Below are 19,755 nucleotides of genomic sequence, written 5' to 3'. Positions count from 1 at the left end.
CTACCTTTAAAGAACCCCGCGCCGGGGGTCAGGCCGGCGCATCAAACGGAGGACACAGTCCTGTCACCCCACGCAGAAGCGGCTCTTTCCGCTGATGATCGGGCCGGCGTCATGGCGGCCCAACCCCTGCCTTCCAGCGATGCTCAGCTGGCGCGTATCCTTTCCTCTCTCGAAGATGACAAGGCCGAAGACATCGTGCAGGTCGACCTGCGCGGCCGGTCCTCGATCGGCGATTACATGGTGATCGCTTCCGGTCGGTCGACCCGTCAGGTCGCTGCCATCGCCGAGAAGCTGGTGGAACGGCTGAAGCGCGACTGTGGTATCGTTGCCAAGGTCGAGGGCAAGGACATCGGCGATTGGGTGCTGATCGATACCGGCGACGTGATCGTGCATCTCTTCCGTCCGGAAGTGCGCGAATTCTATCAGCTGGAAAAGATGTGGGTGCCGCAGAGCCCGGCTAGCCGCTGAGGCCTGAGGCCCGCCCGCAGGGCAGACCCGGTGTGCCCGGGCCATATCGGGTGTATGCCCGGGACCGGAGTTTGCCGGACCCAGACGGCGCTGAGCCCCGATCTGCCCGATTTGCCCGTTCTTAAGGATCCTCCTCATGCGTATCCGCATCTGCGCGGTCGGCCGGTTGCGGGCCGGCCCCGAGAAAACCCTGATCGACGATTACCTGACACGGTTCGACCGCACCGGGCGGGCGCTGGGTCTGGGCCCGGCGGAGATTGTCGAGGTCGAGGACCGCAAGAATGCCGGCATGGCGGCGGAGGCGCAGTTGTTGCGCCGGGCGCTGCCGACGGGGGCGGTACTCTGTACCCTCGATGAACGCGGCAAGCTGATCTCCTCGCCGGAGTTCGCCGACCGGATCGCCGGCTGGCGCGATCAGGGCCGTGGCGATCTGGCGCTGGTGATCGGCGGCGCCGATGGCATCGACCCCGGCCTGCGGGCCGAGGCCGACTTCAGCCTGTCCTTCGGCAAGATGGTCTGGCCGCATATGCTGGCTCGGCTGATGCTGACTGAACAGCTTTACCGTGCCGCCACGATTCTGGCCGGCTCCCCCTATCATCGGGTTTGATTTCGGCGTCTGATTCTGGCTGATTCTGGCGTTTGAATCTGGGGTCTGTTTTTGGGGCCTGATCCTGGCGCCGGATATCGGAGCTGGAACGCGGGCGGGGCCCGCGTGCCTCCGGCGGGAGTATTTGGACAGAGAAGAAGGCTCAGGGCCGGTTGGAAAGGTCCCGGTCCGCGAGGTCCAGGGGCATGCGCAGCAGCACCCCGCGCGAGGCGGAGCCGAATTCGCGCCGGTAGATCATGGTCAGTGTCAGCAGCGTGGCGAGAATCAGCGCCTGGGGGCCCATCAGCCAGGTGGCGGCGGTCAGGGCGAAATAGGTGGTGCGCAGGCCGCGGTTGAAGCTGCGCGCGGCGCTGATGCAGAGTTCGGCTGCCTGATCGGCGCGCGGATAGGCCATCGGATCCAGCGGATCGTTGGGCACCGCGCCCATCACCACCGAGCAATAGCCGAACAGCCGGTTGGCCCAGACGAACTTCAGGAAGGCGGCGGTCAGGAACAGGAGCGCCAGCAGCAGCTTGATTTCCCAGACCACCGGCGGCGCGGGGGAAATCGCCAGATCGCTGGCCAGCCCCTCGACCGGGTCCGGGTTGCGGACCAGCGCCATGCCGCCGCCGAGGGCAATCATTGTCGCCGAGGCGAAGAAGGCGGTGCTCTGCCGCAGGTTGCCGATCAGGTTGGAATCGAAGATCCGCGGCTGCCGCGTCACCAGCTGCCGCATCCATTCGCGCCGGAAATCCGCCATCAGTTCGGCCACCGAGGGCTGCTTCGGCGAGGGGTTTTCGATTCGCCAGCCGATGCCGATCCAAGCGACCAGCAGCAGGCCGAGGGCGGCGTAATCCAGTGCGGAGAACAGGGTGAACGGGGCGATCCAGGTCATGTGCCAGACCCTGAGGCAAAGCGCGGCCCTTGTCATCAGGGCAAATTGGTCATATGAATTTACCAAAAGGGAGGAGCCAGCGCCATGCAGATGCCACAGCCCGACTCTGCGGTCATCGCCCGCAAGGACCGTCTGATCGCGCGCCTGTCGCAGGTTCTGCCGGCGGATGCGGTGATCCATGACCCGGCGGAGACGCGGGCCTATGAATGCGATGCGCTGACCGCCTACAAATGCCCGCCGCTGATGGCCGTTCTGCCGGGATCGACCGCGGAGGTCGCGGCGGTTCTGAAGATCTGCCATGAGGAAGGCGTGCCGGTGGTGCCGCGCGGTTCGGGCACCTCGCTGGCCGGCGGGGCGCTGCCGACGGCGGATTGCGTCATCCTGGGCGTGGCGCGGATGAACCGGGTGCTGGAGACCGATTACGCCAACCGCGTCATTCGCGTCGAGACCGGGCGCACCAACCTGAGCGTCACTGGCGCGGTGGAGGCGGAGGCGTTCTTCTATGCTCCCGATCCGTCGAGCCAGCTGGCCTGCGCCATCGCCGGCAATGTGGCGATGAACTCCGGTGGGGCGCATTGCCTGAAATACGGGGTGACCACCAACAACCTGCTGGGGGTCACCCTGGTGCTGATGGATGGCACCGTGGTCGAGATCGGCGGCGCGCATCTGGATGCCGGCGGTCTCGATCTCCTGGGGGTGATCTGCGGCTCCGAAGGGCAGCTCGGGGTGGTGACCGAAGCCACGCTGCGGATTCTGCGCAAGCCCGAGGGGGCGCTGCCGGTGCTGATGGGCTTCGACAGTTCCGAGGTGGCGGGCGCCTGCGTGTCGGACATCATCAAGGCCGGGGTGCTGCCGGTGGCGATCGAATTCATGGACCGCCCCTGTATCCGTGCCACCGAGGCCTTCGCCCATGCCGGATACCCCGATTGCGAGGCGCTGCTGATCATCGAGGTGGAGGGATCTGAGGCCGAGATCGCGCATCAGCTGGATCTGATCAAGGCGATCGCGGCGCGCCACGATCCGGTGGAGATCCGCGAGGCGGCGGATGAGGACGAGGCAGCGCGGATCTGGCTGGGCCGCAAGTCGGCCTTCGGCGCCATGGGGCAGATCAACGATTACATGTGCCTCGATGGCACCATCCCGGTGTCGTCGCTGCCGATGGTGCTGCGGCGGATCGGCGAGCTGTCCGAGAGTTTCGGGCTGGAGGTGGCGAATGTGTTCCATGCCGGCGACGGCAACATGCATCCGCTGATCCTGTTCGACGCCAATACCCCCGGCCAGCTGGAACTGTGCGAGGCGCTGGGGGCGGAGATCCTGAAGCTCTGCGTCGAGGCGGGCGGCTGCCTGACCGGGGAGCATGGGGTCGGGGTCGAGAAACGCGATCTGATGGGGCATCAATACGGTCCCGGCGATCTGGAGGCGCAGCTCTGGGTGAAGGATGTCTTCGACCCGGCGTGGCTGCTGAACCCGGCGAAGGTGTTCCCGCTGGAGGTGACGGCCAGCCGGCGGCAGCCGCGGCTGGCGGCGGAGTGAGGGGGCGTTGCCCGCGCCGCGCGCGGTCGCGCGCGACTCCCCCGGGATATTTTGAGCCAGAAAAAGACGATTTGGGCGGGATGAGGACATGAGGCCGGAAACGGAAGCGGAGCTGGCGGAGGCGATCCGCGACGCGGCGGGGCCGCTGGAGATACGCGGCGGTGGCACCCGGGGGGTCGGTGCAGCGGGCGCGCGCCTGGAAACCGGCGGGCTGGCGGGGATCAGTCTCTACGAGCCCGGGGCGCTGACCCTGGTGGCCGGGGCGGGGACGCCGCTGGCCGAGGTAGAGGCGGCGCTGGCGGCGGAGAATCAGCGGCTGGCCTTCGAGCCGATGGATCATCGCGGGCTGATGGGCACGGCGGGGGCGCCGACACTGGGCGGGATCTTCGCCGCCAATATCTCGGGCCCGCGGCGGATCCAGGCGGGGGCGGCGCGGGATTTCCTGCTGGGCGTGCGTTTCGTCGACGGGGCCGGGCAGATCCTGCGCAACGGTGGTCGGGTGATGAAGAATGTCACCGGCTACGATCTGGTCAAGCTGATGGCCGGGGCCCATGGCACGCTGGGGGTTCTGAGCGAGGTGGCGCTGAAGGTGCTGCCTCGGCCGGAGACCGAAGCCAGCCTGGAGATCGCGGTGCCGGATGCGGCGGCGGCGGTGGCGCTGCTCTCCGCGGCGCTGGGGACGCCCTATGAGGTGTCGGGCGCCGCCTATGATCCCGGGCGCGGTCTGGCGCTGCTGCGGGTCGAGGGGTTCGAGGCTTCGGTTGGCTATCGGCTGGAGCGGCTGGCGGCGGAGCTGGCCGGCGATCTGGCGGGGGAGGCGCAGCGGCTGTCGGCGGCGGCGTCGGCCCGCCTGTGGCAGGGCATTCGCGATGTGGCGGCGTTTCACGGCCTGCCGGGGGATGTCTGGCGGATCTCGTGCAAGCCGTCGGAGGCGCCGGCGCTGGCGGCGCGGATCGGGGCGGAGCGGCTGCTGTTCGACTGGGGCGGCGGGCTGATCTGGGCGCTGACGCCCGAGGGCGACGATCTGCGGGCGCGGGCCGGGGCCTATGACGGTCATGCCACGCTGGTGCGGGCGTCTGCCGAGACACGGGCGCAACTGGGCCGGGTGGAGCCGCAGCCGGCGCCGCTGGCGATGCTGGCCCGGGGGCTGAGGGCGAAATTCGATCCCCGCGGGATCCTCAATCCGGGGGTGATGGGCTGATGCAGACTGTATTCACGGAAGAGCAGCTGAAGGATCCGGGCACCGCGCGGGCCAATGAGATTCTGCGGGCCTGCGTGCATTGCGGGTTTTGCACCGCCACCTGCCCGACCTATCAGGTGCTGGGCGATGAGCTGGACAGCCCGCGCGGCCGCATCTACCTGATCAAGGATATGCTGGAAAATGCCCGTGTGCCGGATGAGAAGACGGTCAAGCACGTGGACCGCTGCCTTTCGTGCCTGTCCTGCATGACGACCTGCCCCTCGGGGGTGCATTACATGCATCTGGTAGATCACGCGCGCGCCTATATCGAACAGCATTACCGGCGGCCGTTTTCCGACCGGGCGCTGCGCTGGCTGCTGGCGCGTATCCTGCCCTATCCGGGGCGGTTCCGGCTGGCGCTGCGGGCGGCGCGGCTGGGGCGGCCGTTGCGGGGGCTGATGCCGGATCCGCGGCTGAAGGCGATGCTGGACATGGCGCCGGCGACGGTGCCGCCGGTCAGCCCGAACGATCGGCCGCAGGTTTTCGCCCCGCTGGCGCCGCGCCGCAAGCGGGTGGCGCTGATGACGGGCTGCGCGCAGCGGGCACTGAACACCGATATCAACGATGCCACCATCCGGCTGCTGCGGCGGCTGGGGTGCGAGGTGGTGGTGGCCAGCGGGGCGGGCTGTTGCGGTGCGCTGACCCACCATATGGGGCGCGAGGAGGAGAGCCACGCGGCGGCGGCGAAGAACATCCGCGCCTGGAGCGCCGAGATCGCCGGGGACGGGCTGGACGCCATCGTCATCAATACCTCGGGCTGCGGCACCACGGTGAAGGATTACGGCCATATGTTCCGCAACGATCCGCTGGCGGCGGAGGCGGCGGAGATTTCGGCCCGGGCGATGGATATCAGCGAGCTTCTGATGACGCTGGATCTGCCGGCTGGGGCGGAGCAGGGGCTGACCGTGGCCTATCACGCCGCCTGTTCGCTGCAGCACGGTCAGAAGATCAAGGCGCATCCCAAGACTCTGTTGAAACGGGCGGGGTTCCGGGTGGTGGAGCCGGCGGACAGCCATCTGTGCTGTGGCTCGGCCGGGACCTACAACCTGATGCAGCCGGAGATCTCGACGGAGCTGAAGGCGCGCAAGGTGCAGACGCTGGAGGCCCGGTCACCCGATCTGATCGCCGCAGGCAATATCGGCTGCATGATGCAGATCGGATCGGCGACGGGGATTCCGGTGGTGCATACGGTCGAGTTGCTGGATTGGGCCACGGGCGGGCCGAAGCCGCCGGCGCTGACGCGCGGGGGCGGAAACAATCCCGCCTTATCGGTGCCAGATCTGCGCGGGTAATTGCCCGACAGCCGCCCTATTTTCGCCCTACCCCCTTCCTAGACCGGAAGGAGGTTACGACGGAGGGCAACGTGCGACATTGGTTGGTCGGAGTGGCGATGGCAGTGCTGCCGGTGGTGGTCGCCGCCGGGGATGCCCGGCCGCAGCGGCTCGACAGTCTGGAGGCCGGACGGGCCTGGCAGGCGGTGGGGCGGCTGAACATCGACGGCAAGGGGTTCTGCACCGGTACGCTGATCGATACCGATCTGGTCCTGACCGCGGCGCATTGCCTGTTCGACAAGAAGACCAAACAGCGGATCCGCCCCGAGATGGTGGAATTCCGGGCCGGCTGGCGCAACGGCCGGGCCTCGGCTTATCGCGGGGTGCGGCGCGCGGTGGTGCATCCCGATTATGTCTACGACGGCTCCGTCACCTCGGAACGGGTGCGCAACGATCTGGCGCTGCTGCAGCTGGCGCAGCCGATCCGCAATACCACGGTGATGCCTTTCCACACTGCCAGCCGCCCCGGATCCGGGGATGAGGTCGGCGTGGTCTCCTATGCCCGCGACCGGGCCGAGGCGCCGACGCTGCAGGAGGTCTGCGGTATCCTGGCCCGGCAGGAGGGTATTCTGGTGATGTCCTGCGATGTCGATTTCGGATCGTCCGGGGCGCCGATCTTTTCCTTTGCCGGTGGTGTGCCGCGGATTGTTTCCATCGTTTCGGCCAAGGCCGAGGTGCGCGGCGATCAGGTGGCGCTGGGGACCGAGCTGGGCGAACCGATGGAACTGCTGCGCGCCATCATGGACGCCGGCCGCGGCTATGCCGAGGCGCCGCCGCCGGGTGTCGGCCATGTGGTCGTGGGGGATGCCCGCAACGACACCGGCGCCAAGTTCGTGCGCCCCGGCGGCTGAGCGGATTTTCCGGTTTTCCGCAATGCTTCCGGGGGCTTGAAACCGCCCGGTCCTCTTCCCAAATGGATTCATGTTCGGGTCGCCTCTCGAGGGGCCCGGGATCATCTGCCCGTCCGGGACCCGGAGGGCGTTTCGTGAATCGCTCAAGAGATGAGGATGACGACCTATGCGTAGTTTTGACTTTGCCCCGCTGAACCGTGCCACCATCGGCTTCGACCAGATCGCGGACCTGATGGATCGCATCATGGCCAATGATGTCGGCCAGTCCAGCTATCCCCCCTACAACATCGAAAAGACCGCCGCGGATGCCTATCGCATCTCGATCGCGGTGGCCGGCTTCTCCGAGGCCGATCTGTCGGTTGAAATGCGCGATCATGCGCTGATCGTATCGGCGAAGAAGGCCGAAGAGGATCAAGAGCGCACCTATCTGCACCGCGGCATCGCCACCCGTGCATTCGAGCGGCGCTTTACCTTGGCCGATCATGTGCGTGTGACCGGCGCCACCCATGAAAACGGCATGCTGCATATCGACCTGAAGCGCGAGGTGCCCGAGGCGCTGAAGCCGCGCCGCATCGCGATTGCCTCCTCCCGTCCGGCGTCGTCCGCCGCCGATGAGGTGGTCGAGGCGCAGGCCGTGAACTGATCCCCGCCGGACCTGCGGACGCGCGACCTCTGTTTCCCTCGGGGGCGGCGCGGCGGGGTCCGGGGAGGTGTGTTGCCAGGGGCGCGAAGGATATCCTTCGCGCCGTTTTGCGGCCGGTGGCTCTGCGGGCTATCCCGTAGAGGATATCGCGTGGGGGTTGTGCGCCTCTGGGGTGATTTCCCGCCCGATGCCCGTCTTTCCATCAGGCTGCTCTCTCTCGTCCAGTTCCTGACATCCGGGAGGTGTCGAGCGTTGCGCCGGGGGCAGGCTTCGCCGGGGCGTGTGCCGCAGCGATGGGCGGACAGCGGCGGAGAAGGCCTCTAACACATCAATTTTGCTGAACTATATCCGGCGCTCTTTGTCCGGGAACTGTGTCATGGGCAGGCGGTGCGGCGGGCGGAATGCGCCGCTCCGAGTGATCAAAATTGAGTCGTTTCCGCAACGGTAGGCTGGCGCTGGCGGCAAAATACATCGAAAAAAAATTCGCCTGAAAACCTCAGGCGCGTTATGTTCTGTTTACCTCTTGTTATCTTGTTGCTCGCAAAAGTTGAGTCGAGAAGGGCACGACAAAGATGCTGACAAGGCAGACAAACGGATTGAGAAGCACCCTGCCGCAGGTCTTTGCGGAAAAGGCGGCTATTGCCGAGGCGTTTTTCACCGAGGCTTTCGCAAGCGATCCGGAGATGGAGCGGTTTTTTCCGCACAGCCGCGGACCGCGTAAGGAACTCTTCGTCACGCTGCTGACGAAAGTGGCGCAATGCGCGGAATGCCCCGCCAATCTTGAGGCGGTGGCGCAGCAGGTCTGGGCGGAGCAGCGCCCGCTTGGCATCACGCCGCAGCAATACCGGGCCGGTGGTCGGGCGATGTCCAAAGCGATCGAGGCGACCCTTTCGGATCGCCTCGACCAGGAAGATTTGCAGAGCTGGGCGGAAGTCATCGCCGCCTTTACCGGGCGGTTGGCGGTCCTGACCGAGGCCGCGGCCTGATTTCTCAAACCGCCATGCAGACGTATTTCATCTCCAGATAATCCTCGATCCCGTGGTGGCTGCCTTCACGGCCCAGGCCGGATTGCTTGACGCCGCCGAACGGCGCGACCTCGGTCGAGATGATGCCGGTGTTGACCCCGACGATGCCATATTCCAGCGCCTCGGCCACCTTGTAGACGCGGCTCAGGTCCTTGGCATAGAAATAGGCGGCGAGGCCGAAGATGGTGTCGTTGGCCATCTCGATGACCTCGTCGACATCCTCGAATTTGAACAGCGGCGCCAGCGGGCCGAAGGTTTCTTCCTTGGCCACCTTCATCGCCTGGGTCACGCCGGTGACGACGGTGGGCTCGAAGAAATTGGCGCCCAGATTCGACTGGCGGCCGCCGGTCAGGATGGTGGCACCCTTCTCGGTGACGTCGCCCAGATGTTCCAGCACCTTGTCGATGGCGCCCTGGTTGATCAGCGGCCCGGTGGTCACGCCCTCGTCCAGGCCGTCGCCCAGCGTCAGCTTCTCAACCGCGATCTTCAGCTTTTCGGCAAAGGCGTCATAAACGCCGGCCTGCACATAGATGCGGTTGGCGCAGACGCAGGTCTGGCCGTTGTTGCGGAACTTGCACATCATCGCGCCTTCGACAGCGGCGTCCAGATCGGCATCGTCGAACACGATGAAGGGCGCGTTGCCGCCCAGTTCCATCGAGCATTTCATCACCTGATCGGCGGCCTGGCGCAGCAGGATACGGCCCACTTCGGTCGATCCGGTGAAGGTCAGCTTGCGCACCTTGAAGTTCTCGCAGAACTCCTTGCCCACTTCCGAGGAACTGGTCGAGGGCAGCACGTTCAGAACCCCCGCGGGCAGACCGGCGCGGTCGGCCAGAACCGCCAGCGCGGTCGCCGACAGCGGCGTCTCCTCGGCCGGGCGGGCGACAAAGGCGCAGCCGGCGGCCAGCGCCGGGGCGGCCTTGCGGGTGATCATCGCGTTGGGGAAGTTCCACGGCGTGATCGAGGCGGCGACGCCGATGGGCTGTTTCATCACCGTGATGCGCTTGTCGCGCTGATGGCCGGGGATGGTCTCGCCGTAGATGCGCTTGGCCTCTTCGCCGAAGAATTCGATGAAGGAGGCGCCATAGACGATCTCGCCCTTGGCCTCGGCCAGCGGCTTGCCCATTTCGGCGGTCAGGATGGTCGCCAGATCGTCGGCGTTCTCCATGATCAGGTCGTACCACTTGCGCAGCACGGCGGCGCGTTCCTTGCCGGTCCAGCTGGCCCAGTCCTTCTGTGCGCGATAGGCGGCATCGATGGCGCCCGCGACCTGGGCGCGGCTCAGGTCGGCGACTTCGGCGACGACATCGCCGCGAGCGGGGTTGATCACCTCGAAGGTGCCGTTGTCACCGTCGACCCACTGGCCGTCGATATAGGCCTGGGTGGCAAGCAGCGAAGGATCCTTCAGCAGCGATTTCAGGTTGGTGGGCGCGTCCAGCATGGCGGTTTCCTCGGTCCTGTCGTGTCATGCGGCGGGCGGTTCGTGCCCACCGAGTCTGACGCATTAGGTAGAGCGTCACGCGGCAGGATGCAAAGGCTGTATCATATATCGCTCACAACGAAGGGGCTTGCGCCGGGTGGGGCAGCAGTCCAATCTTGCGCCGGGCCCGGCGATGGCGTCGCCGCCTTCCCGCTTGGACGGGCAGGAGCTGCCCGCAATTCCCAGTCCTGTACGCCGGGACCTTTCTGAAAAGGAGGGTCTTTGATGACCGCACGTCCGGAATTCTTCCGTTTTCACAATGGCGACAAGGCGCGGCTGCCTTTCGCCGACACCGAATATCAGGCCCGTCTGAACGGCTTGCGCGAGGCGATGGAGGAGCTGGGCGTGACCGCCGCTGTGCTGACCTCGATGCAGACGATCGCCTATTATTCGGGCTTTCTCTATTGCTCCTTCGGCCGTCCCTATGCGCTGGTGGTGACCGAGGATCAGGCGGTGACCATCAGCGCCGGGATCGACGCCGGCCAGCCCTGGCGGCGCGGCTTCTGCGACAACATCACCTATACCGACTGGGCGCGGGACAATTTCTGGCGCGCGGTGGCCTCGGTCACCGGCATCGGGGCGGTGATCGGTCATGAGGGCGATCACCTGACCCTGGCGCAGCGCGACCGGCTGGAGGATTTCCTCGACCCGATCACCATGGTCGATATCGCGCCGGCCAGCATGCGGCAGAGAATGCGGAAGTCGGCGGCGGAGATTGCCCTGATCCGCCACGGGGCGCAGGTGGCCGATGTCGGCGGCTATGCCATCCGCGAGGCGGTGAAGGAAGGCGCGCGCGAGATCGACGTCGCCATGGCCGGCCGCGATGCGATGGAGCTGGAGATCGCCAAACGCTTTCCCGATGCGGAATACCGCGACACCTGGGTCTGGTTCCAGTCGGGGCTGAATACCGACGGGGCGCATAATCCCGTCACCGGCCGGCGGCTGCAGCGGGGCGATATCCTTAGCCTGAACACCTTTCCGATGATCTCGGGCTATTACACCGCGCTGGAACGCACGATGTTCCTGGGCGAGGTGGATGCCGACAGCCTGAAGATCTGGGAGGCCAATGTCGCAGCGCATGAATATGGCATGTCGCTGCTGAAGCCGGGGGTGAGCTGTGCCGCGGTGACCGAGGCGATCAACGGCTTCTTCGCCGAGCGCGACCTGCTGCAGTACCGCAGCTTCGGCTATGGCCATTCCTTCGGCGTGCTCAGCCATTACTACGGGCGCGAGGCCGGGCTGGAGCTGCGCGAAGATATCGACACGGTGCTGGAGCCGGGGATGGTGATCAGCATGGAACCGATGCTGACGATCCCGCAGGGGCAGCCGGGCGCCGGCGGTTACCGGGAGCACGACATCCTGGTGATCACCGGCGAGGGGGCGGAGAATATCACCGGCTATCCCTACGGACCGGAGTTCAACGTCGTCGGCTGAACGCGGCGGGATGCCCCCGGTTTAGGGGGCCGATTTGCGGGGGCTATGGCCCTCGCATTCCGTTTTTCGCATGTGGTCTTGAACAAATATTTAATGTTGAATATGTGTTTCTGATCGGAGCGTGCCGAGCCGCAGGAGGAGCGCGCTCTCCGACACCGGACGGACGACGACCGGGCGCCCACCCTGTGAGGAGACACGCATGGATATCAAGAAAATCACCGACGGGCTGTCGGTCAGTCCGCAGATCGCGCTGGACGATATCGCCGCGATCAAGGCCGCGGGCTTCCGCGCCATCATCTGCAACCGGCCCGATGCCGAGGCCCCCGATCAGCCCGGTCAGGAGGAGGTCGAGGCCGCCGCGCAGGCGGCGGGGCTTGAGTTCCGGTTCCTGCCGGTGACGCCGGGGATCGTGACGGACGAGACCGCCAGCGCCTTCGGCACCGCGCTGACCGAGCTGCCGGGGCCGGTGCTGGCCTATTGCCGGACCGGCACACGCTCGGCGACGCTGTGGTCGCTGAGCCAGGCTCCGACCCGGCCGCTGCCCGAGATCCTCGCCGCGACCAAGGCGGCGGGGTACGACATGAACGGCGTGGCGCGGCGGATCGCCAATGGCGGCAAGACACCCACCGATACGGGGGACGCGAAATTCGACGTGGTGATCGTGGGCGCCGGTGCCGGCGGCATCGCGGTGGCGGCCAGCCTGAAGGCGCGCAAACCCGGGCTCGACATCGCGCTGATCGACCCGGCCGACATCCACTATTACCAGCCGGGCTGGACCATGGTCGGTGGCGGCATCTTCACCCCCGATCAGACCGCCAAGACCATGGGCAGCCTGATCCCCAAGGGGGTGCATTGGATCAAGTCCGCCGTCGCCGCCTTTGAGCCCGCCGACAACGCCGTGGTGCTGGATGGTTGCCGGGTGGTGAAATACGACCGGCTGATCGTTTGCCCGGGGCTGAAGCTGGACTGGGACCGGGTCGAGGGGCTGAAGGAAACCCTGGGCCGCAACGGGGTGACCTCGAACTACCGCTATGACCTGGCGCCCTATACCTGGGAACTGGTGCAGGGGCTGAGCCGGGGCCGGGCGATCTTTTCCCAGCCGCCGATGCCGATCAAATGCGCCGGGGCGCCGCAGAAGGCGATGTATCTGTCCGGCGACGCCTGGCTGCGCCGCGGTGTGATCAAGGATATCGACATCCAGTTCAACAATGCCGGTGGCGTGCTCTTCGGGGTGAAGGACTATGTCCCGGCGCTGGAGAAATATGTCGAGAAATACGGCGTCAACCTGAACTTCTTCCACAACCTGATCGCGGTGGACGGGCCGGCGAAGAAAGCGACCTTCGCGGTGCAGAAACCCGACGCGGAGCCTACCACTGTGGTGACGGACTTCGACATGCTGCATGTGGTGCCGCCGCAATGCGCCCCCGATTTCATCCGGGTGTCGCCCCTGGCCGACGCCGCCGGCTGGGTCGATGTCGATCAGGCGACGCTGCGGCACAAGAGCTATGACAACATCTGGTCGCTGGGCGACGTGATGAATGCGCCCAACGCCAAGACCGCCGCTGCGGCGCGGATCCAGGCGCCGGTGGTGGCGGAGAACGTCGCTGCCGACATCGATGGCCGCTCGCCGGTGGCGCAATACGACGGCTATGGCTCCTGTCCGCTGACAGTGGAGCGCGGCAAGATCGTCCTGGCCGAATTCGGCTATGGCGGGGCGCTGAAGCCGTCCTTCCCGAAATGGCTGGTCGATGGCACCAAGCCGACCCGGGCCGCCTGGCTGCTGAAGGAGAAGATGCTGCCGCCGATCTACTGGAAGGGCATGCTGCGCGGCAAGGAATGGATGGCGAAACCCGAAAAGATCACGGTGAGTGGGGGATAAGACTGACCGGGATCGTTGTGGAGGGCGGGGGCCGGGACGCCGGCCGCCGCCCTTTGCATGCGGGCTTAGCGGCCGAAGGCCGTCAGCGCCCGGAAATCCAGCGTTTTCAGCACGTCGAGCATCAGATCGGTGTTCTCGCCCTGGGCCTGGACCAGGATGCGGTTGTCGACCAGCCCGGTGATCTCGCCGTCCTGCACCATCATCTTCTGGCGGCCGACCCGCTCGATCTTGGCGCCGATGGCGGCGGCATTCGACAGCATGCCGGCCATGGCGCCCACCATCGGATTGTCGGCGATCAGCGTGACGGTGAAACTGTCGTCGCCGTTGGAATACTCCGCCTCCGCGCCGGTGCCGCCGCCCATCAGGCTCAGCCCGGCGCCCATTTCGGAATTCATCTCGCGGCTGTATCCGGCCGGCGGCTCTGGCAGGAACTGCGCCAGTTCGTCGACCTGCAGCCCGGTCAGCAGCTGTTTGGCGAACTCCAGCTCCTCCAGCGCGTACTTGATATCGCCCTCGCCATAGGCCGACAGCGCGGAATTCAGCGCATCGCTGATCTCATCGGCGCGGGCCGGGGCGGCGAAGGCCAGGCTCAGGGTCAGGGCGGCGGGCATCAGGCTCTGCCGGATCATGGGAAACCTCCAATGGAAATAGCTTGTTAAAACGCGGGCAGCATGCCGGGGCCGGAGCCCGGAGACAAGCGCCGCTCCGGGGGGAAGACTTCCCCCCGGGCGATGCCGCCCCCATATCCGTCGGGGCGCTGCGGGCCGGTTGCCCCGGGCGGCGCCCGCGCGTATCACGGAATAGGGGCCAGGACCCCGGCACAGGAACGGCGGAAGAGGCAAAGAGATGATCGCGATGCTGCGCCTTCTGATCCCGCTGCTGCTGGTGCTGAGCGTGGCCTATGTCGCGGTGTCGATCTATTCCCGCCAGCGCCGCCGCGCCAAGCTGATCGCGCATTGGCGCCGCAAGGGGCTGACCGGCGACCGCGAGGCCTTCGTGCGTCGGGGGCTGGCGCAGTACGACCGGTCGTTCCGGCGCAGGCTGATCCTGGCCATCTACGCGGTGCCGCTGGGGCTGATCGCGATCATCGTCTATTACACGAATTTCACATGAGGGTGCCGGCATGGGCTATGTCAAATGGGCAATTATCCTGATCTTCTGGGGGCTGGTGGCGTCGGCGCTGCATTACACCCTGCCGCAGACGGATATCGTCCGCATCACGGACACCTATGAAAAGCGGATCGATCCGGGCGAAAACAGCCTGTTCTGGGCGCAGCACGATGTGGGCAGCGATCCGACGACGACCAACCGGGACGTGTTCTTCATCCAGACGCGGATGACCAACGGCAAGATTATGGTTTATCGCAACGAGGACACCGGCTGGTCCTGGCCACCGTATTTCAAGGTCAACAGCTCGAACCTGCAGGCCGAGGCGGCGGATATGAAATCCACCGCCGAGGCGCCGAAATGGGTGGCGCTGCGGCACTACGGCTGGCGCAACGAATTCCTGTCGATCTTTCCCAACGCGGTGCGGATCAAGCCGGTCGCGGGGCCGGATGTTCGGATCATCCCCTGGTTCAACATCGTCTTTCTGACGCTGCTGGCGGCGGTGGTCTATGCCATCTGGGTGCGCTGGCGCCGGTTCCGCCGCCGTCGCATCGATCCGCTGATCGAGGATATCGAAGACAATCTGGAAATCGCCGGAGAGGCGATCTCGGAACGCCGCAGCCGGTTCCGGCGCTGGCTGGACGGGCGCTGAGCTAGTCGGCGAAGAGATACTCGGTCCGGGCCAGGCTCAGGGCCTGATCCCGGCCGATATTGAGGAAAGCGGCGAGATGATCGGCGTTTTCCTCGGCGGAGGCGGTTTCGCTGATCCGTTCGTAATGGCCGAAACCGGCATCGCGGATGCGGTCGGTTTCGTAATGCATGTCGTTGCGGATCGTCGGCAGCAGCCGTTCCAGCGTTGCCGGGCTGGTCTGATCGCCGGCCAGCCCGATGCGGTGGGCGTGGCCGATCAGATAGTCATCCGAGAACAGGCATTCGACCTCGAGGATCCGGGTCACCGACCGGTCCGAGGCGAAATCCTGGATCAGATCCAGATTGGCCGGGTCCATGCAGACGATCAGCCGGTCGGTTTCGTAATAGTCGAACAGCATCCGCATCAGCGCCCGGCGGTGGCGGGTGCGTTTTTCCAGCGTGGTCTGGATGCCGCCGAGATCGGGCAGCGGCGTATCCGCTTCGTTAAAGAGATATTCGATCGCCGGCACATTGGTGGTCTGGCGGATATGGGCCAGCAGCCGCTTGGCCACATGCCATTTCTTGCAGACCACGATCATCAGTTCGCGTTCGCGGCCCAGGCTGCTTTCGGTTTCCCAGAACCGCATGCCGAACCGCCGGCCGATCCGTCCGCGCCCGGTGAGGAACTTGTACAGGCTGCGTCCCTCGTTCGAGATCCGGAACGCGACATCTTCCTCGGAATAGAGCCGCCCCAGCCGGCTTTTCAGCTCGCTTGCCTCGGGGCTGATCTTCCGGGCGAACAGGAAATCCTGCCCCAGTAGCATGTCGTAGTGATCGTTGTAGAAGGTCACCGGCATGCCGTAGTCGGAAAACATCAGAAATGTCAGCGTGCGGCACTCGATCTCGTTCTCGGGGACCAGATGGCGCACCAGTGTCTGGAAAAAGGTCTCGTCCGGGATCCAGGTGGTTCGGAAGAACCGCATCACGTCGCGGCGCGCGCGAGTGAAATCGAGGATCCATTCGATGGTGCGGCGGCGCAGGCACCACCACTGGCTGCCGATCTGGATCTGCAGATCGGCCGGGATCGCCCGTTTCAGCCCCAGCTTTTTCTGCAGGTTGAAACTGGCATAGAACAGCGCCTTGTGTTTGCGTTCGTTCAGGACGTGGCGATAGATCAATCGCTCTTCTTTGATGCCGGTCTTGATCCAGTCGCTTTCGAAGAAATCGAAGCTCTCGATGAAATCGCTGTCGTGATCGTCGAGGAAACGGCGGGCGTATTCGGCCGTCTTGATCGGCATGCAATCGCCCGAAAGCATGTAGAAATGGGTGGCGCGCGGAAAGGCGTCGACCGCCGCCGCCACCGCGTTCAGCGTCGCCTGAACCAGCGACCATTCCCCCCAGCCACAGCGAATCCGCGGCCGCGCGAAGGTGACGTTGGGGTTATCGCCGAGGGTGTCGCGGATCTGGCGGAACGCTTCCAGCGGCGCGCTGGCATCGAAGTGGATGGAGATGTAGTCGCCAGCGTCAGTGATCCGCCTGGCCTGCGTGACGATGGCGTCGGGATCCTTGTGACACAGAAGGATATACGCGATTTTCGCCATGGGGGACAGGATTTACCGCTAACTGCTCTACCCCACATTAGATAAAGGCGAAGTCCGATTGAATAAACACTGATTATTTGGTTTTTTCGGGCGGCGGATGCGGCGCAGTGAAACAGACGCCCCCGCGCAGCATGGAGGCAGGAGCAGATGGGCTTTCCCGGGACCTGGATGACCGAGAGTGAGAGCATGGTGTATCGGGTGGTGCCGAAATGCGCCTGTTCGACGATCGGGCAGATCATGTTCTACTCCGACCACGGGCGGTTTTTCGACGGCGACATCCATGATGCGCGCGAGGGGCTGCACAAGTGGTCGCAGGAGCACAGTCACGAGCCGATCACCCGCAACGTGCAGGCGCATCGGTCCTATGCCTTCACCTGCGTGCGCAATCCCTACACCCGGATTCTCAGCTCCTTCTTCGACAAGATCTGCGGCATCCAGCGCAATGGCAAACGCTATCGCGGCAATATGGTGCCGAAGCTGACCTATACCTATGGTGTCGAGGTCGGCGGCGACGACGGCAAGCAGGAGTTCGACCAGATCCAGAGCTTTCGCCGGTTCCTGCTGTTCGCCCGTGACACCATCCGCTGGCGCCGGCCGATGGAGCCGGACATCCACTGGTCGGCGATGTCGGGCCATGTATCGACCTTCATCGCCAATGGCGGACGCTACGATCACATCTTCTGGACCGAGCGGTTCAACGAAGGCATGCAGGGGGTGCTGGACGCGGTGGAGACGCCTCATCCGGTCGATCTGGCGGCGATCCCGCGGTTCAACGAAAGCGAGGGCCACGGCCCCAAACGGGCGCATCCGGTCGAGGAGTATTTCGACGATCTGTCGATGCATCTGGTCTATGAGATCTACAAGCGGGACTTCGAACTGTTCAAATACGACCCCGCCGATCCGTCCAACAAGATGCCGGTGGGGGAGATCGACCTCGACGAGGTGCATGCCAAACTGGGCGGCTGAGACGCGGCCGGGGGCGGGCCCGATATCGCGGCTGCGCCGCGATCCCTTCGGGGAGGATATTTGAAGCCAGAAAAAGAGCCGGGCGCGGCGGACCTGCGCGGCGCGGGGAACTTGCAGGCGGATCTTGCAGAATGCCGGTGGCATGCGTAGATCGGTGCGCATGGCCAAGCAGAAGACAGATCCGAACTACAAGATCATCGCCGAGAACCGGCGCGCGCGCTTCGATTACGCGATCGAGGAGGATTTGGAGTGCGGCATCGTCCTGGAAGGTTCCGAGGTGAAATCGCTGCGCGCCCATGGCGGCAATATCGCCGAAAGCTATGCGGCGGTGGAGAACGGCGAGCTCTGGCTGGTGAACTCCTATATCGCGCCCTACGCGCAGGCCAAGACCTTCGGCCATGAGGAGCGGCGGCGGCGCAAGCTTCTGGTCAGCCGCAAGCAGATGGCCGACCTGTGGAACGCCACCCAGCGCAAGGGCATGACGCTGGTGCCGCTGGTGATGTATTTCAACCATCGCGGCATCGCCAAGATGAAGCTGGGCATCGCCAAGGGCAAGAAGAACCATGACAAGCGTGAAACCAGCGCCCAACGCGACTGGTCGCGGCAGAAGCAGCGGTTGTTGAAAGACAATCGTTGAGGCGGCGTTTTGGGGCGGTGTACTATCGCTCCGGCGCCGGGATTTCGTGAAAACCCCGGCTGGGGAAGAGTTTTTTGCCTGATCGCGGGGCCGGCCGAGCAGCTGCCGCGCCGGATCGGCGAAGGCGGCGAAACCGGGGGGGGAGCCGGTCGTGCTGCCTGCCTTCGACGATCCACAGAACCGGCGCCTGCCCCCGCGCGCAGCAGACCCCGGCAAAGGCCACGGCGGCGGGGCCGCAGACCTCTTGCTCGCGATTCGCTTTCAGCGGGAAGGCGGGGGGCGGGAGGCGGGACATGGCCTGGCATGCTGCCGGAAAACCGGCACCGGGGGAAGCGCCCGGCGGGTCGGCGCCGCGCCCGCGGTCGATGTGGCGCCGTGAGTATTTTTGCAGAGAAGAAGCCAGGGCAGGGCGCGGCGTGTCGAGGGTCGGGTGCAACTGACCTCTTCTTCTCTGTGCAAATACTCTCGCCGAAGGCATCCGCCGCGTCGGGGTGGGCGGCCGCTTTGGCCGTGGCGCGCCGCCAAAGCCCGCTTGCCTTGCACCCGGGCGCCCCCGATAGTAGGCAGGATACGGTTTTATGCACAGGGTGGAGCGATGCAGGACGACCCGAAAACACTGGTTTCGACCGACTGGCTGGCGGCGCATATCAAGGACCCAGATCTGCGGATTCTCGATGCCTCCTGGTATCTGCCGCAGTTGGGCCGGGACGCGCGGGCCGAATACGAGGCCGCCCATATTCCCGGCGCGCGTTTCTTCGATATCGACGAGATTTCGGATCACCGCTCGGACCTGCCGCATATGGCGCCGCCGGTCGAGAAATTCATGTCGCGGCTGCGCGCGATGGGGGTCGGCGACGGGCATCAGGTGGTGGTCTACGACGGCGCCGGCATCGGCTCTGCGCCGCGGGTCTGGTGGCTGTTCCAGCTGATGGGGCAGACCAATATTGCCGTTCTGGACGGCGGTCTGCCGAAGTGGCAGGCCGAGGGGCGCGAGATCGAGGACCTGCCGCCGGTGGTGCGTGACCGTCACATGACTGTACGGGTGCAGAACCATCTGGTGCGCGATGTGACCCAGGTGTCTTCCGCCGCCAAGCTCGGTGATCACGAGATCGTCGACGCCCGTTCGGCCGGCCGGTTCCGCGGCGAGGAGCCCGAGCCGCGTCCGGGGCTGCGCAGCGGCCATATCCCCGGCGCCCGCAACGTGCCCTATACGACGCTGCTGAACGATGACGGCACGATGAAATCGCCGGAGGACTGCCGCGCGGTGTTCGAGGCCGCCGGCGTCGATCTGTCCAAGCCGGTGATCACCAGCTGCGGATCGGGGGTGACCGCCGCGGTGCTGAGCCTGGCGCTGGAGCGTATGGGCAAGACCGATCATTCGCTGTACGACGGCTCCTGGTCCGAATGGGGGGCCTTCCCCACTCTGCCCGTCGCAACCGGAGACTAAGT

Annotated in this window: 19 protein-coding genes; 15 read left to right on the top strand and 4 right to left on the bottom strand. The window is 65.5% G+C overall.

Annotated features, from left to right (window positions below; genetic code table 11):
• Nucleotides 1-111: 111 nt before the first annotated feature.
• Entirely contained in the window at nucleotides 112-468 is a 357-nt protein-coding gene (rsfS, locus tag QO033_RS03245) for a ribosome silencing factor (protein ID WP_284479494.1), read from the top strand.
• Between the two features lie 136 nt (nucleotides 469-604).
• Nucleotides 605-1,075: a 23S rRNA (pseudouridine(1915)-N(3))-methyltransferase RlmH gene (gene rlmH, locus QO033_RS03240; RefSeq protein WP_284479493.1), complete on the top strand. Its 471-nt coding sequence runs from the start codon at nucleotides 605-607 to the stop codon at nucleotides 1,073-1,075.
• A gap of 142 nt (nucleotides 1,076-1,217) precedes the next feature.
• Here the strand turns inward: rlmH and QO033_RS03235 are convergent, their stop codons facing one another.
• The gene (locus QO033_RS03235) at nucleotides 1,218-1,949 is read right to left on the bottom strand and encodes a DUF599 domain-containing protein (protein WP_284479492.1); all 732 of its coding nucleotides are present in this window, start codon (nucleotides 1,947-1,949) and stop codon (nucleotides 1,218-1,220) included.
• Between the two features lie 84 nt (nucleotides 1,950-2,033).
• Between QO033_RS03235 and QO033_RS03230 the strand changes: the two genes are divergently transcribed.
• From QO033_RS03230 to QO033_RS03205, 6 genes are all read left to right on the top strand, one after another.
• Entirely contained in the window at nucleotides 2,034-3,482 is a 1,449-nt protein-coding gene (locus QO033_RS03230; protein WP_284479491.1) for an FAD-linked oxidase C-terminal domain-containing protein, read from the top strand.
• An 88-nt stretch (nucleotides 3,483-3,570) separates the two neighbouring features.
• A complete protein-coding gene (locus QO033_RS03225) occupies nucleotides 3,571-4,683 on the top strand; it encodes an FAD-binding protein (protein WP_284479490.1) in 1,113 nt (370 codons plus the stop codon).
• Nucleotides 4,683-6,014 (top strand): glycolate oxidase subunit GlcF, encoded by a 1,332-nt coding sequence (glcF, locus tag QO033_RS03220; protein ID WP_284479489.1) that lies wholly within the window; start codon nucleotides 4,683-4,685, stop codon nucleotides 6,012-6,014. Before QO033_RS03225 ends, glcF begins: the two co-directional genes overlap by 1 nt.
• Nucleotides 6,015-6,112: 98 nt before the next feature.
• Entirely contained in the window at nucleotides 6,113-6,904 is a 792-nt protein-coding gene (locus QO033_RS03215; RefSeq protein ID WP_284479741.1) for a trypsin-like serine peptidase, read from the top strand.
• Between the two features lie 166 nt (nucleotides 6,905-7,070).
• Nucleotides 7,071-7,547 (top strand): Hsp20 family protein, encoded by a 477-nt coding sequence (locus QO033_RS03210; protein ID WP_284479488.1) that lies wholly within the window; start codon nucleotides 7,071-7,073, stop codon nucleotides 7,545-7,547.
• 596 nt (nucleotides 7,548-8,143) lie between these two features.
• Complete coding sequence (locus QO033_RS03205) at nucleotides 8,144-8,533, top strand: globin (RefSeq protein ID WP_284479487.1); 390 nt, start codon at nucleotides 8,144-8,146, stop codon at nucleotides 8,531-8,533.
• A 4-nt stretch (nucleotides 8,534-8,537) separates the two neighbouring features.
• Here QO033_RS03205 and QO033_RS03200 read toward each other — a convergent pair whose 3' ends face one another.
• The gene (locus tag QO033_RS03200; RefSeq protein WP_284479486.1) at nucleotides 8,538-10,013 is read right to left on the bottom strand and encodes an NAD-dependent succinate-semialdehyde dehydrogenase; all 1,476 of its coding nucleotides are present in this window, start codon (nucleotides 10,011-10,013) and stop codon (nucleotides 8,538-8,540) included.
• 264 nt (nucleotides 10,014-10,277) lie between these two features.
• Here QO033_RS03200 and QO033_RS03195 point away from each other — a divergent pair, with 264 nt between their 5' ends.
• Nucleotides 10,278-11,486, top strand: coding sequence for an aminopeptidase P family protein (locus tag QO033_RS03195; RefSeq protein WP_284479485.1), 1,209 nt, complete (start codon nucleotides 10,278-10,280; stop codon nucleotides 11,484-11,486).
• A 199-nt stretch (nucleotides 11,487-11,685) separates the two neighbouring features.
• Complete coding sequence (locus tag QO033_RS03190) at nucleotides 11,686-13,365, top strand: bifunctional protein tyrosine phosphatase family protein/NAD(P)/FAD-dependent oxidoreductase (RefSeq protein ID WP_284479484.1); 1,680 nt, start codon at nucleotides 11,686-11,688, stop codon at nucleotides 13,363-13,365.
• A 65-nt stretch (nucleotides 13,366-13,430) separates the two neighbouring features.
• Here QO033_RS03190 and QO033_RS03185 read toward each other — a convergent pair whose 3' ends face one another.
• Entirely contained in the window at nucleotides 13,431-13,994 is a 564-nt protein-coding gene (locus QO033_RS03185) for a hypothetical protein (protein ID WP_284479483.1), read from the bottom strand.
• Nucleotides 13,995-14,220: 226 nt separating this feature from the next.
• Here QO033_RS03185 and QO033_RS03180 point away from each other — a divergent pair, with 226 nt between their 5' ends.
• A complete protein-coding gene (locus QO033_RS03180; RefSeq protein WP_407682087.1) occupies nucleotides 14,221-14,478 on the top strand; it encodes a hypothetical protein in 258 nt (85 codons plus the stop codon).
• Between the two features lie 10 nt (nucleotides 14,479-14,488).
• Complete coding sequence (locus QO033_RS03175) at nucleotides 14,489-15,124, top strand: DUF1523 family protein (RefSeq protein ID WP_284479481.1); 636 nt, start codon at nucleotides 14,489-14,491, stop codon at nucleotides 15,122-15,124.
• 1 nt (nucleotide 15,125) lies between these two features.
• Here the strand turns inward: QO033_RS03175 and QO033_RS03170 are convergent, their stop codons facing one another.
• Complete coding sequence (locus tag QO033_RS03170) at nucleotides 15,126-16,703, bottom strand: DUF5928 domain-containing protein (protein ID WP_284479480.1); 1,578 nt, start codon at nucleotides 16,701-16,703, stop codon at nucleotides 15,126-15,128.
• Nucleotides 16,704-16,850: 147 nt separating this feature from the next.
• On the opposite strand from QO033_RS03170, the gene QO033_RS03165 reads away from it, so the two are divergent.
• The 3 genes from QO033_RS03165 (at nucleotide 16,851) to sseA (ending at nucleotide 19,753) form a co-directional block, all read left to right on the top strand.
• Nucleotides 16,851-17,669 carry a sulfotransferase family protein gene (locus tag QO033_RS03165; protein ID WP_284479479.1) on the top strand — a complete coding sequence of 273 codons (819 nt, stop codon included), beginning with the start codon at nucleotides 16,851-16,853 and terminating at the stop codon, nucleotides 17,667-17,669.
• A gap of 160 nt (nucleotides 17,670-17,829) precedes the next feature.
• Complete coding sequence (smpB, locus tag QO033_RS03160; RefSeq protein WP_284479478.1) at nucleotides 17,830-18,306, top strand: SsrA-binding protein SmpB; 477 nt, start codon at nucleotides 17,830-17,832, stop codon at nucleotides 18,304-18,306.
• Nucleotides 18,307-18,901: 595 nt separating this feature from the next.
• Complete coding sequence (gene sseA / locus QO033_RS03155) at nucleotides 18,902-19,753, top strand: 3-mercaptopyruvate sulfurtransferase (protein ID WP_284479477.1); 852 nt, start codon at nucleotides 18,902-18,904, stop codon at nucleotides 19,751-19,753.
• Nucleotides 19,754-19,755 lie beyond the last annotated feature (2 nt).

The organism is Pseudodonghicola flavimaris, from assembly GCF_030164425.1.
Taxonomy (GTDB): Bacteria; Pseudomonadota; Alphaproteobacteria; order Rhodobacterales; family Rhodobacteraceae; genus Pseudodonghicola; species Pseudodonghicola flavimaris.
Note: the sequence above shows the minus strand (reverse complement) of the source record. Positions and strands in the feature narration are given on the sequence as shown.